The 12,784-nt window shown below is 64.8% G+C and carries 10 protein-coding genes and 1 tRNA gene; 6 read left to right on the top strand and 5 right to left on the bottom strand.

The features are described 5' to 3' along the window. Positions 1-184: DsbA family protein (locus EN780_RS15810; RefSeq protein WP_189556575.1), on the top strand; the 184-nt coding region annotated here is incomplete at its 5' end. A gap of 11 nt (positions 185-195) precedes the next feature. On the opposite strand, the gene EN780_RS15805 is transcribed toward EN780_RS15810, so the two are convergent. After that, a complete protein-coding gene (locus EN780_RS15805; protein WP_127311887.1) occupies positions 196-630 on the bottom strand; it encodes a hypothetical protein in 435 nt (144 codons plus the stop codon). 590 nt (positions 631-1,220) lie between these two features. Here EN780_RS15805 and EN780_RS15800 point away from each other — a divergent pair. Then, positions 1,221-3,107 carry an ABC transporter ATP-binding protein/permease gene (locus tag EN780_RS15800; RefSeq protein WP_187331310.1) on the top strand — a complete coding sequence of 629 codons (1,887 nt, stop codon included), beginning with the start codon at positions 1,221-1,223 and terminating at the stop codon, positions 3,105-3,107. 288 nt (positions 3,108-3,395) lie between these two features. Further along, positions 3,396-4,760, top strand: coding sequence for a magnesium transporter (gene mgtE / locus EN780_RS15795; protein WP_128274653.1), 1,365 nt, complete (start codon positions 3,396-3,398; stop codon positions 4,758-4,760). A 57-nt stretch (positions 4,761-4,817) separates the two neighbouring features. Here the strand turns inward: mgtE and gor are convergent, their stop codons facing one another. The 3 genes from gor to rpiA form a co-directional block, all read right to left on the bottom strand. Continuing rightward, positions 4,818-6,206 (bottom strand): glutathione-disulfide reductase, encoded by a 1,389-nt coding sequence (gor, locus tag EN780_RS15790; RefSeq protein WP_128274652.1) that lies wholly within the window; start codon positions 6,204-6,206, stop codon positions 4,818-4,820. A 118-nt stretch (positions 6,207-6,324) separates the two neighbouring features. Next, positions 6,325-6,936, bottom strand: a complete 612-nt coding sequence (locus tag EN780_RS15785; protein ID WP_128274651.1) for a DUF2059 domain-containing protein — start codon at positions 6,934-6,936, stop codon at positions 6,325-6,327. Further along, positions 6,923-7,654: a ribose-5-phosphate isomerase RpiA gene (gene rpiA, locus EN780_RS15780; protein ID WP_128274655.1), complete on the bottom strand. Its 732-nt coding sequence runs from the start codon at positions 7,652-7,654 to the stop codon at positions 6,923-6,925. Before rpiA ends, EN780_RS15785 begins: the two co-directional genes overlap by 14 nt. A 167-nt stretch (positions 7,655-7,821) precedes the next feature. Between rpiA and EN780_RS15775 the strand changes: the two genes are divergently transcribed. The 3 genes from EN780_RS15775 (at position 7,822) to EN780_RS15765 (ending at position 9,853) form a co-directional block, all read left to right on the top strand. Beyond that, positions 7,822-8,502 (top strand): phosphoglycolate phosphatase, encoded by a 681-nt coding sequence (locus EN780_RS15775; RefSeq protein WP_127286701.1) that lies wholly within the window; start codon positions 7,822-7,824, stop codon positions 8,500-8,502. Positions 8,503-8,631: 129 nt separating this feature from the next. Beyond that, positions 8,632-8,706: transfer RNA gene (locus EN780_RS15770), tRNA-Val, on the top strand. Positions 8,707-9,166: 460 nt separating this feature from the next. Continuing rightward, positions 9,167-9,853: a Crp/Fnr family transcriptional regulator gene (locus EN780_RS15765; protein ID WP_127391624.1), complete on the top strand. Its 687-nt coding sequence runs from the start codon at positions 9,167-9,169 to the stop codon at positions 9,851-9,853. 29 nt (positions 9,854-9,882) lie between these two features. Here EN780_RS15765 and EN780_RS15760 read toward each other — a convergent pair. Further along, a partial coding sequence (locus tag EN780_RS15760; protein WP_128274650.1) for a cytochrome occupies positions 9,883-12,784 on the bottom strand: 2,902 nt, incomplete at its 5' end.

The raw sequence follows: 12,784 nt of genomic DNA, 5'->3' as shown, positions 1-12,784 counted from the left end.
TGTCGAGGCGGTGCGCACCGAAATCACGACCGCTTCGCGCATGGGCATCACCGGTGTCCCCTGCTTCCTGCTCGAAGGCAAATACGCGGTGATGGGCGCGCAGGAAGCCGACACGCTCGCCGACGCCATCCGCCAGGTGGCCGCGGCCAAGGCGCGGGGCGAACTGGAAACAGCGGCCGGCTGAGCAACACCGGCTTACTTCACCGTAACCTTGGCCTTGCTGACGAAGAAGCCGTGTCCGTTGCTGCCCGTACAGCTCAGCCCCTTCTTCGACGACTGGCAGGAAAACGATCCTTTGCTCCAGCTGTTTCCGTAGGCGAGCTTTGCGACGTCGCCGCAGCAGCCTTGCTCGCCGGGGTTCTTGATCTGGGTAGCGGGACCCTTCGGCCCCAGGATGACGGTGATGTAGCTCGGCTCGACGCGCGAGCAGCTCAGCTCGGGGCCGCCGTCCTGCGGTTGATAGGTGCTGGTCCCGCCCTTCGGCGTGTAGATGCAGCCGATATTGCCTGACGGCGTGTTGAACTCGACCTGCCCTTCGGCATTCGCCGGGATGGTCTGGCTGCCGGCATGTGCCGGCGCCAGCCAGGCGAGTGTCGAGAGCATCGCGGCTGACAATGTCCGTGCAAACATCAGAAAACTCCTCCGCTCCAGGGCCGGTGCAAAATTCGAAACCGAACGGTCGGCACGTCGAACACAGTCGGCGTTCGCCTGAAAGAGCAATGGCGGATCGATGTATCGGGACGATGCCGGGCGCCTTCGCTTCGCTTCCCAGCATGTTTCGACCTGCCCGGGAACATCACGAAGGCCGGCTCCGAAAGACGCGAGCAGGTAACTTTTCGACCGCTCCGGTTCGCCCTCGGACGGAAATTCAGCCGAGCTGGAGAGCAGATCGGTTCACGAAACCGTGTTTTTGGTTTCCCCAAGGGAAGGTCCTCGACTCGACATGAGCGAGTCGCAACTTATTGAAAGAAAAAGAAATATCCCGTCTAAGCACGACCGTATCGCGGTGCGATCTGTTGCGCAGGGGCAACGGCTCGTGTGGCGGTTCACATTCGCCGACACAAAATTAATGGAAAATGATCAATTGGTGTTACTATCCGTAACAAAACTAAAAAGGTTTGGGCGGGATCGTGATTCGGGTCGGCAGACCGAGACGTTCAATATCGGAGAAAAGTCCTAGCGACGCCAGAAGGCAGCCGCCCCTGACCCCGGTGTCGTCGATGCGAACCTTCTGGGGACTGATGCGAGCCTACTGGTTCTCGGATCGCTGGAAGGAAGCCTGGACCCTCACCCTCGTCATCGCGCTGCTCACGGCGTTGTCGAGCAAGTCCGGCGTGTGGTTCGCCGAAGCGTCGGGTGAACTGGTCAATTCGATTGCTTTCTTCCACGACGCCGCAAATACCACCCCGCTGAAGACGCTGCTCACCAACGCCGGCATCCTCATTCTTATCGTCGTGCTCAAGGATGCAGGCTTCACCGGCATACGCAGCCTTGTTTCGGCAACGTTGCACCGCAAATGGCGCGGCTGGCTGGACGGCCGCTTCAACGAGGCGCTCCTCGATACCAATCACACGCATTTCCACGCCCAGCACGGTTCGTCCGACTCGCTGGCGCCCGACAACATCGACCAGCGGGTCCAGGAATCGATCAAGGACATGACCGGCGGAGCCATCGGCCTCGCCATGGGCGTGCTCGCCGTTGCCACCTCGCTCTACTTTGTCGGCCAGAAGCTGCTCGAGACCTCGGTCGAAGTGCGGGGACTGGAATTCCTCGGCAGCTACGGCAGCGCGGTCCTGGCTTTCCTGGCCGTCGCCATCTATGTGCCATTGAATACCTGGATCGCGGTCAAGCTGGGCCGGCTGCTGGAACGTCTCAATGTGAGGATGCAGCAGTCGGAAGGCAGCTATCGCGGCGAGCTGACCACCTTCCTGCGCCGCAGTTTCCATGTCGCAGCGTCGCAGGGCGAGAATGTGCAGAAGACCATGCACAACCGGCTCTATGCCGATATCGACCGCAACTGGGCGCGGCTGAACATCGTCAACACCGGCTACAACTCGTTCGAGCTGATCTACAATTTCATCGGCGCCCGCATCGTCGCCTATGGCCCGGGCCTGGTGCCCTTCATCCACAATGGCTTCGATCTCAAGGGCTACATAACCGGCTCCGAAATGGTCAACGCGCTGATCGGCCAGTGCTCATGGTTCATCCATGTCATGCCGGCCATCGCGACGCTGCGGGCCAACAGCCAGCGCGTGACGGAACTGGCCAACGCCATCGAGAACGTGCAGCAGCCGCAGGAATTCTACCGGCAGACCGGCCGCTCCGACTTCAGCTATGCCGGCCAGAATCCCGTCTTCGGCCTGACCATCCAGAAGCTCGAGCTGGCGCATCAGGGCGAGGATGCGACGCCCTTCCTGAGCGCCGCGAACCTTCGCTTCCGGCGCGGCGAGTGGACCTTCCTCAAGGGCGAATCCGGCTGCGGCAAGACTTCGCTGATCAAGGCGATCAACGGTCTGTGGCCCTATGGCCGTGGCACCATCGTCTTCCCGGAAGGGGTCAAGAACTTCTACGCCGCCCAGGAGGTCAAGCTGCAGCAGGTGTCGCTCAAGCAGCTGGTCTGCCTGCCCGGCTCCGAGCGCGACCACACCGATGCGCAGGTCGCATCGGCGCTGCACAAGGCAGGCCTTGGCGATTTCATCGAACACCTGGCCGACGAAAGCCGTGACGGGAAGAACTGGGACCAGGTGCTTTCGGGCGGCCAGAAGCAGAAGCTGGTGGTTGCCCGCATCGTGCTGCAGCAACCGGGCCTTTTGTTCCTCGACGAGGCGACCGGCGCACTCGATCCCGAAGGCAAGGTCGCCTTCCACCAGGCGATCAAGGACAATTGTCCCGATGTCACGGTGATCAGCGTCATGCATGAGGCCGTGCCGCCGCGCTCGCTCACGGGCGCCGACTTCTACCACAGCGTGGTGGCGATCAGTGACGGCATCGCCACCAAGAAGCCGCTCGCGCCGAGCCTGCCGCGCGAACTCACCACCATCCTCGCGCAGCCCAGGCCGCCCGAGGACAAATGGCTGCGCTTCTCGCGCCGGCTGAAGCAGAAATAGCCTCGCTCCCCTCTCTTCGATCGGCCTCTGGCATCAGGCTGTTCCTTGGGCCGTTGAACGGCGATCACAGTGTCGCGATCTTGCCATTGGCCGCGGTTTTCCCGCGCCCTTGCGATTGACTCGGGCCGAGGCGCTCCTATGTTGCGCCGGCTCGCAGAATTCAAACCCGAGCCCGCGAGCAGAAAGGTCAACCCGCCATGCCTGGCGACAGTCACAGTCGAACGCAATCGCCGTCCGCCTTGACGTGACCTGACGGCTCACGTCCTGCCGGACGGCAAGGAGTGAGCCATGAACGAATTCGCACCCGTCTTGGACGACGAAGCCATCGCCGTCGCCCGTGTCCTTGCCAACGACCACGTCGCCGACGTCGTCGAGGCGCTGAACCACGAACCACGCGAAACAGCCATCGAGCTGCTTTGCGCCGTGCCTTTCGAGCGCCTGGTCGAGATCTTCGACCAACCGCAACTCGAAAGCGCCCCGGAGCTCGTCGAAGCCCTGCCGCGCGCCAAGGCCAGCAAGCTCTTGACCGCCATGTCCGTCGACCGCGCGGCCGACATTTTGCGCGAGCTCGATGAGCCGGCCCGTTCCGAACTGCTCGGCGCGCTCGCGCCGCCGCTGCGCGCGACGCTGCTATCCATTCTGGGTTATCCGGAGGGCAGCGCCGCGTCGATCATGACGACGGAATTCGTCAGCGTGCCTTCGGACTGGACCGTCGGCCGCACCCTCGACTACATCCGCAAGGTCGAACGCACCCGCGAGACCGTCTACGCGATCTACATCGTCGATCCGGAGACGCACCTTCTGGTGCGCTCGACCGGACTGCGCCGTCTGATTACCGGCGAGCCCGACGATCCTATCCTGTCGGTGGCGCCGGATCGTGCGCCGGTGACCGTCACCCCCCTGACCGACCGAGAGACCCTGGCGCAGACGATCTCCAAATACGACCTGCTCGCCGTGCCGGTGGTCGATCATGGCAAGATCCTCGGCATCGTCACCACCGACGACATCATCGACACGATGGTCGAGGAGACGACCGAGGACGTGCATCGTTTCGGCGGCATGGAGGCGCTCGACGAGCCCTATATGAAGATGGGCTTCCTCGCCATGATCCAGAAACGCGGCGGCTGGCTCTGCGCGCTGTTCATCAGCGAGATGCTGACCGCCAATGCCATGCAAAGCTATGAGGGCGAGTTGGAGAAGGCGATCGTGCTCACCCTCTTCATCCCGCTGATCATGAGCTCCGGCGGCAACTCCGGCTCGCAGGCGACGTCGCTGGTCATCCGCGCACTGGCGCTGCGCGAGATCGGCCTTGGCGACTGGTGGCGGGTGGCGCTGCGCGAACTGCCGACCGGCCTGTTGCTCGGGGCGATCCTCGGCGTCGTCGGCGTCTGCCGCATCACGCTGTGGCAGTATTTCGGCTTCTACGACTACGGCCCGCACTGGGAACGGATTGCGGCGACGGTAGGCGCCGCGTTGGTCGGCATCGTCACCTTCGGCTCGCTCTCCGGCTCGATGCTGCCGTTCGCGCTGAAGCGCATAGGCTTCGATCCGGCCAGCGCCTCGGCGCCGTTCGTCGCGACGCTGGTCGACGTCACCGGCCTGGTGATCTACTTCTCGGTGGCGCTGGTGATCCTGCGCGGCACGCTGCTGTAGACCGCTGGCAAGGCCGTCGCCCACAGAATTGGTGGCGGCCTTGCGATATGCGCACGATCAGACGCGCTCGCCGTCCTTCACGCGGTAGGTCGGCTTGTACATGGTGACCAGCTCTTCCGCCGCCGTCGGGTGCACGGCCATGGTGCGGTCGAAATCTTCCTTGGTCAGTCCTGCTTTCAGCGGGATCCCCAGAAGCTGCGCCATCTCGCCGGCATCCGGCCCGAGGATATGGGCGCCGAGCACCTTCCGAGACGCGCCGTCTACCACCAGCTTCATCAGCATCTTCTCGTCGCGGCCGGAGAGCGTATGCCGCATCGGCCGGAAGCTGGCACGGTAGATCTCGATGTCGGCAAAGCGTTTGACCGCCTCGTCCTCCGACAGGCCGACAGTGCCGATCTCCGGCTGCGAGAACACCGCCGTCGGGATGGTGTCATGGTCGGGCGCGGTCGGGTTGCCTTTGAAGGCGGTCTCGATGAAGCACATCGCCTCGTGGATCGCCACCGGCGTCAACTGCGCGCGGTTGGTGACGTCGCCAATCGCCCAGATGTTGTCGATATTGGTGCGCGAATATTTGTCGACATTGATGGCGCCCGTCTTGCTGAGCTCGATGCCAACTCCCTCCAGGCCCATGTTCTCGGTGTTTGGGATGCGGCCGATGGCGAGCATCACCTGGTCGACGGTGAGCACCTTGCCGCCGGTGACGAGCGCGTCCAGGCGCCCATCCGGCCGCTTGCGCACCCATTCCGACACCGCATGGCACAGGATCCTGATGCCCTTCTTCTCCATCGTCTCGTGCAGCGTGCGCCTGAGGTCCATGTCGAAGCGGGAGAGGATCTCCTTGCCGCGATAGACCAGCGTAGTCTCGACGCCGAGCCCGTGGAAGATGTTGGCGAATTCGACGGCGATATAGCCGCCGCCCTCGACCATGATCGCCTTCGGCAATTGCTTGAGGTCGAAGGCTTCGTTGGAGAAGATGCAGTGCTCGTGGCCGACGAGGGCCGGATGCGGCGCCGGGCGGCCGCCGGTGGCGATCAGGATCTGGTCGGCGGTGACGGTGCGGTCGTCGCCGAGCAGATGCACCACATGTGGGTCGACCAGCATGGCGCGCGAATGGAACGTCTCGCCGCCGGCACCTTTCACATTCTTCTCGTAGATCGCTTCCAGCCGGGCGATCTCACGGTCCTTGTTGGCGACCAGCATCGGCCAGTCGAAGCTGGCCTCGGGCACCGTCCAGCCGTAACCGGCGGCATCTGCGAAATGCTCCGGAAACTGCGAGGCATAGACGTAGAGCTTCTTCGGCACGCAGCCGCGGATGACGCAGGTGCCGCCATAGCGGTATTCCTCGGCGATGCCGACGCGCTTGCCGAGTGCGGCCGCAACACGGGCCGCCCGCACCCCGCCGGAGCCGCCGCCGATGACGAAAAGATCGTAGTCGTAAGCGGTCATCACGGAACTCCTGCAGAGAAAGGCCGAGGCACAGGTAGGCTGCCGGGCGGCAAAAGAAAAGCCCGGACAAAGCCGGGCTTTCTGGTCCAGCGGCCGTCATGCCGCCTGTAAATGCAAATCAGTTCTGCGTGTTGTCGGCAGGCGCCTCGCCATCGGCCGGAGCCTCGCCATCGGCGGGGGCGGCAGGAGCGCTCGCATCGGCGGGCGCAGGCGCCGCCGGAGCGGCGGCCTTCGACGCGGCGGCAAGCGTTTCGCCGACCTGCTGGGCGAGATCGCGGGCAACGCCGTTCTGCCAGATGTCGGCTGCCTTGACGAGATCACGCGTCACCGCAGGGCCACTGTCGAGCAGCTTCTTGCCCGAATCGGAGCCGTAGAAGGTGGCGATGTCGTTGAGTTCCTTTTCGGAGAACACCTTGGCATAGGCAAGGGCAGCCTCCTTTTCGAGATCGGCGCGCCGCGCCGCCAGCGCCATCGCCTTCTCGGTAACGGTCTTGCCGATCAGTTCCTGCATGTCGGGGTTCTTCTGGATCAGCTGGTTCTCGAGCGCCGCTGCCGCCTGCGGCAGGATGTTGTCGAACGGGTCGGTGGCGTGGATCGCGGCAACCGCGGCGCGCGCGGCCTTGAGATGCGATTCGGAGACGTCCTGCGAAAACGCCGGCGAGGAGAGCGCAAGGACAGCCGAAGCCGCCAGAGCGGCCGAGAAGCGGCGAACCCGGTTATGCAACATCATGGTCGATAGAACTCCCTGGTTTTCGGGCGGCATGGACGGTTTGGATGCCGTCGCCGCCGGCGATGATGGCCGCTGAAGCCAGCCCGATGAAAAGACCGTGCTCGACAACGCCTGGAATGGCATGGAGAGCATTCGAAAGCGCTCTTGTATCCGGAATGCGGCCAAAAGATGCATCGAGGATAAAATGGCCGCCGTCTGTAACAAAAGGCTGGCTCCCCGTCATCCTCAATGTAATCGGGCCGGCAAGGCCGAGGCTCGCGGCCGCCGCAGCAACCGCAATCTCGGTCGCGCGCAGGCCGAACTTGTTGACTTCGATCGGCAGCGGAAAGCGGCCAAGCGTCTCCACCATCTTGGACTGGTCGGCAATCACGATCATGCGCGCGGAGGCAGCCGCGACGATCTTCTCGCGCAGCAGCGCGCCGCCGCCACCCTTGATCAGGGTGAGCTCCGGGTCGACTTCGTCTGCGCCGTCGACGGTAAGGTCGAGCTCCGGGGTCTCCTCGAGCGTCGAGAGCGGCACGCCGAGTTCGCGGCAGAGTGCTGCGGTGCGCTCCGAGGTCGGCACGCCGATGATCCGGAGCCCGGTGGCGACCTTCTCGGCGAGCAGCCGCACAAACTCCTCGGCCGTCGACCCCGTGCCGATGCCGAGCCGCATGCCGTCGCTGACATGCCCAAGGGCGGCCCGCGCGGCTTCGACCTTCAGTTGCCTGGCATCCATGATTGCACGTCGTCCCCGGGAAAGGCTGATTTGGGCGCTCCTAGCATTTTTGCCCGCGCGGTCAAAGGCCGCGCTTGTGCTTAAAGCCTGTGGATTGACCAAGCCGGCTTGCCTGATCGGGACGCAGGGGTTATCGCCTCTGGCGACGCAACCGCACAGGACTGCCCATGACCCGACCGATCATCGTGTTCGACCTCGACGGGACGCTGGTCGACACGGCGCCGGACCTGCTCGACAGCTTGAACCACAGCCTGGCGGCCAATGCGCTGGCGGCTGTCGACGAGGCCGGCTTCAAGCGCTTCGTCGGCCATGGCGGGCGGGTGATGATCGAGCGGGCGCATGCCGCGCAGCAGCGGGCGCTGGCGGTGGAGGAGCATGACCGGCTGCTGCAGCTGTTCCTCGACCACTACACGCTCAACATTCCCGGCAAGTCGCGCCCCTACCCCGGCGTTGTCGAGGCGCTCGACCGCTTCAAGGCCGCCGGTTATCTGCTGGCGATCTGCACCAACAAATACGAGGGCAATTCGGTGGCGCTGATCGGCGCGCTTGGCCTGGCGCGGTATTTCGCCGCGATCGCCGGCCAGGACACCTTCGCCTTCCGCAAGCCCGACCCGCGCCATCTCACCGAAACCATCAGGCTGGCCGGCGGCGACCCGCACCGCGCGGTGATGGTCGGCGATTCGCAGACCGACATCGATACCGCCAAGGCCGCCGGCATTCCGGTGGTGGCCGTCGATTTCGGCTACACCGAGCGCCATGTCAGGGAATTCGAGCCATCGGCGGTGATCTCGCATTTCGACGCGCTGACGCTCGGCCTGGCCGAGCGGCTGATCGACGCCGCGGCCTGAGCAAAAACAAGGCCGTATCCGGTCCGCCGATCCCGCAATCGCGATCCTTCGGGGACCAGCGGCACATCGCTTGACTTCGGCAGCCTGCCTCCCTTATATCGCGGCTCGCTTGGCCTTCGGGCAACGAGCGGGCGATTAGCTCAGCGGGAGAGCACACCCTTCACACGGGTGGGGTCGCAGGTTCAATCCCTGCATCGCCCACCATCCATCCTGACGAAACGGTTGGATGGCTGGCCTTCACTGAATTGCACCGGCGCTCTTGAGAAGCCCTTCACGCGACGGGCCGCCACCATGCCTGCGCGCGCCGACAATCGCGTGGCCTGCCGCGATGTGACAGCCTTCACAGACCTTCAGCGGGTTCTCGCGCAACGTAAAGCGGCTCGGCCAACATCTGTCGGCCAGCCGAGTGAAGTCTGCGCGATCTGGAAGGCAACCGGTCCAGGCAGGGATTTTCGATCGCCGGAGGTTTCACAGTTGCCGTCCGCGCGCGTCACGGCTCCTCCCGCCGCGCGCGCGGACGGCCTTCCGCGCACTGCGCATCGGGCACCAGATGGGGGCAACGCCGCGCCATCTGACCGCGCAACTGCATGGATCAACGCCGGGGGCTTTGACGCCGTCCTTTGTTGCCGTAAACTTCGGCGAGGGCGGCAATCGGGACATCAACATGGCTTTCGCCAGCGCGAACGACAGGAACGACCTGCCGCGCCTGGCGCGGATCGATCCGCGCCAGTTCGAACTTCTGTTCAGCGGCTGCAAGGTCGAGCGCTATGCCGCCGGCCAGCACCTCTTCGTCCAGGAGGATGCCGCCGACCGCATCTACGGCGTCATGAGCGGCACTGTGGAGATCTCGATCTATTCGCCCGGCGGCCAGAAGCTGGTCGCCAATATCGAATTGTCGCGCAGCCTGGTCGGCGAGATCGGCGCGCTCGACGGACGCCCGCGCACGGCAACCGCCATCTGCCTCACCGCGTGCGAGCTGGTTTCGCTAAGCCGCGCGCAACTCTTTGATCGGATTGAGAAAAATCCCCCGCTTGCGCGCGCCATGATCGATTTGCTGTGCGCCCGGCTGCGCTGGGTCAGCGGCGAGCTCGGCGATCAGGCCTTCTTCGGCATCGAGGCCAGGCTGGCCAAGCGGCTGGTGTTCCTGGGCGGCGTGATGGCCGACGGGGACGGCTGGATACCGATCTCGCAATCGGAGCTGGGGGAGTTCCTTGGCGCGACGCGCGAGTCGGTCAACAAGACGCTGAACGACTGGCGCAGCCGCCGGATCATCGACATTAAGCGCGGCGGCCTGCGCATAACCGACGCCAGGGCGCTCAGTACCATTGCCGAATCGCAGGACGACGACTGAGGGCCTCATTTCGCCATTCGGCACCCGAATCAGAGCCGCGAGATCAGATAGCGCAGCGCGGATTTGCCGGGCATGAAGAAATAGCCCCCTCCCCGCGTGGTGACGAATTGCGGTATCCCTTTCAGCACCGTTACGCCTTCCCAGGACGGGATAGTGAACCTGCCGTCGCCGCTGCGCGAGCCGATCGTCGGATCCTTTTCGCCGACCAGCCCCTGGAACGAGGTCGATGAGACCCAGGTCTGCTGCATGAATTCGTACTGGCGCTCGATGTCCGCGTTGAGGCACATGAACAGCAGGCCCTTCTCGACCTTTGCACCCTTCCGGTCCTGCTTCTGGTAGGGGCGGCCGATGCGGATGATGCGGTGGCGCTTGCCGATCTGGATCTGCGTCTCGCGGTCCTCGCCAAGCGAGTCGCGCGGATTGGAGCGGCGTATGTGTGCGCCAAGCGGGCAGCGATGTCCCTGCGGATCCTCGACGCCGAGGGTGAAATCATTGTCGACGCCGCGTCCGGGGCGGCCGTCCGGGTTGCGCACCAGCGAGCTGCCGTCCGGCCAGCGACCGAGCATCTTGGCGGCCACCCAGCGCGGCGTGATCGCCGGATTGCCGGTCTCGCCCGCCGCCTGCGCGGCGGCCGCCTTGCAGTAATCCTCGAAGCGTTCGACGTGCTGTTCGAACTGGCGCATCACGAGGAAGGAGCCGTTGCGGCCGAAATCGTGCGGCGGTGGCGGCTGTCCGGCGATCTGCCGGTTGCGGCGCACGGCCGACAGGATGCCGGAGCGGTCCTGCGCGGCCGGAACGGAGGGTGAAGCCGGATAGAAGCCGTGCTCGTCGCGATAGCCGAACAGGAACTCGCCGGGCGCGACCAGATGCATGGGTGCAGCACCCGCGTTGGCCCGCGCCGTGCCCCTGACGATCGGTTGCGAGACACCATCGACGAAGCCGAAATGCTCGACCGCGCGCTTGCCTTCCCGCTTCACCGCGAGCGGCAGTTCCGAAACCAGCACCATCCCCGCGCCCGACGTCTTTTTCTTCAGCGCGGCCAGCTCGGTTTTCAGTATCTCGGGGCTTTCCGCATAGCAGACGACGACGGCGTGCACCGGTTTCTGCAGTGAACCCCACTGCCAATTGTCGGGAACGCTGTCGCCGAGATCGTCCAGGATACGGCTGCGTTCGGGATTGCCCATGCCGTGGCGAAAGGCGACGGGGAACGTGCCGAGCGGGTCGCCGTCGACGCCGCCGCCCAGTCCGAGGCGGCGAAGGCCGTCAGGGCCGAATGCCAGCGTCATGGCGCGCTCGCGCGGCACGCCATCGCCAAAGCTCGCGCGGGCAACAACGAATTCGAGCCAGGCCTTGCGGCTTGCCCTGGACAGGGTCTCCGGTATGGCGATCGCCAGCATATGCGCATGCGCCAGCGCTCCGAACGGACCGAAGAAGATGGACTGGATCTCGCCGGTTTCGAGCTGCTGCTCGAGCGGCGGCGGGAAGGCCGAACTGATATTGGCCAGCAGCGAGGTGGTTTTCTGAACGGCGGTTCTTTCGGTCGCCAGCCGCGGCAGCGAACCGAACAGGCTCAGCCAGTCGCGCGCCTCGTTGTCGCTAGCCGAAGCAATGCCGCGCCTGATCCGGGAATTGATCCGGATGGCCGCGGTATTGAGCTCGCGGTAGGCCGAATACCAGAACAAGGTCGGCACCTGCTGCCGCCGTGCCCAGCGCTTGAAGCGGTCGCCGTCGCGCGCGCCATCGAGGAAGAGCCAGCGCGTGCGCGGATAGCCCTCGGTGTTGCTCCACACACCGGTGAGCCCGGAAGCGGCCTTGGCGATGAAATCCTCCAGGTAGCTTTCCCAGCTGCCGCCATAGTTGGAGAAGAACATCAACCTGTTGGTGCCTGGCAAAAGCACCCAGCGGGCGAAATGGATGGTGTTGATGGTGCCGAGGAAGCCTGGCCGGTACACTTTCCGGGCCGTGATCGAGATCAGGTAGAAAGACAGCCTGAGCGCCAGCCGCCGCAGGAGTCCGGCCTTCATAGTCGAGATCGCCGTCATATGGTTTTGCGCGGCGCGATCCTCATGCACGATGATCTTGTCCAGCGCCTGCAGGTCGACCGGCGTGTTATGCGGACGGTCGATGTCTTCGAGGCGCCGCAAGGCGATGAAGCAGACGCCAAGCGCCACCGCGATCATCGCGATGAGCCCGAGCACGGCCAGCAGAAGCGCTGTGCCGGCAATGGCGACGGTGGCGAAGCTGAGACCGCTCGGATCGCCGAACACCAGCTTGTAGGTCAGCTTCCAGGAGACGAGCACCACGACCGCGACGGCCACCAGCATGGGCGGCGCCAGCAGCGTGGTGGTGATGGCCCGCCACCATTTTCCGGGCGGGCTTTCGAGCAGGCTTTCGGCCGGCTGGAAAGCCCAGTCGAACCTGCCCAGCGAGCGCACATGCCGGCGCGCCTCGGCAAGCACGGCGGCGGCGTCGCCATTGCCGGCGCGCGGCCGCTCGGCGATGTCGCGCACGATGCCGGCAAGCTCGGCCTCGGCCAGGATGCGGCGGACCGAATGACCCGGCGTGCCGGAAAACACCAGTCCCGCATTGCTGCCGAAGGATGGCGATATCTCGATATTGTGCTTGCGCAGGAAGTCGCTCAGCGCGCCGCCATCTGACAGGCCGCAGACGTCCTTGAAGATCGGCCGCAGCCGGTGGCCGATGGCCTGGGAGACGGCATCGATGACCTCGCTCGCGCTGCCGTCGCCGGAGATTTCGAGAACCAGCGCGCCTTTCTCGACACCGGAAGCGTCATCGATTTCGCCGGTGCCGGCCACGGCGAGGCTGGTGAAGTGAATGCTGCCGGCGGTGTCGAGCGCGGCGCTCATCTCCTCGATGGCCGGATTGCCGAGCATGGCGACCTTGTCGCGGATGGCGTCCAGCGGCACGGGC

This window comes from Mesorhizobium sp. M4B.F.Ca.ET.089.01.1.1 (assembly GCF_004022605.1).
Taxonomy (GTDB): domain Bacteria; phylum Pseudomonadota; class Alphaproteobacteria; order Rhizobiales; family Rhizobiaceae; genus Mesorhizobium; species Mesorhizobium abyssinicae.
This window is presented reverse-complemented; position numbering and strand designations above follow the sequence as displayed.

Coding starts and splice junctions, on each gene's coding strand:
- gor (WP_128274652.1), bottom strand. CDS start 6,206: ATGACCGCTTACGACTACGATCTTTTCGTCATCGGCGGCGGCTCCGGC.
- mgtE (WP_128274653.1), top strand. CDS start 3,396: ATGAACGAATTCGCACCCGTCTTGGACGACGAAGCCATCGCCGTCGCC.
- rpiA (WP_128274655.1), bottom strand. CDS start 7,654: ATGGATGCCAGGCAACTGAAGGTCGAAGCCGCGCGGGCCGCCCTTGGG.
- EN780_RS15800 (WP_187331310.1), top strand. CDS start 1,221: ATGCGAACCTTCTGGGGACTGATGCGAGCCTACTGGTTCTCGGATCGC.
- EN780_RS15765 (WP_127391624.1), top strand. CDS start 9,167: ATGGCTTTCGCCAGCGCGAACGACAGGAACGACCTGCCGCGCCTGGCG.
- EN780_RS15805 (WP_127311887.1), bottom strand. CDS start 630: ATGTTTGCACGGACATTGTCAGCCGCGATGCTCTCGACACTCGCCTGG.
- EN780_RS15775 (WP_127286701.1), top strand. CDS start 7,822: ATGACCCGACCGATCATCGTGTTCGACCTCGACGGGACGCTGGTCGAC.
- EN780_RS15785 (WP_128274651.1), bottom strand. CDS start 6,936: ATGATGTTGCATAACCGGGTTCGCCGCTTCTCGGCCGCTCTGGCGGCT.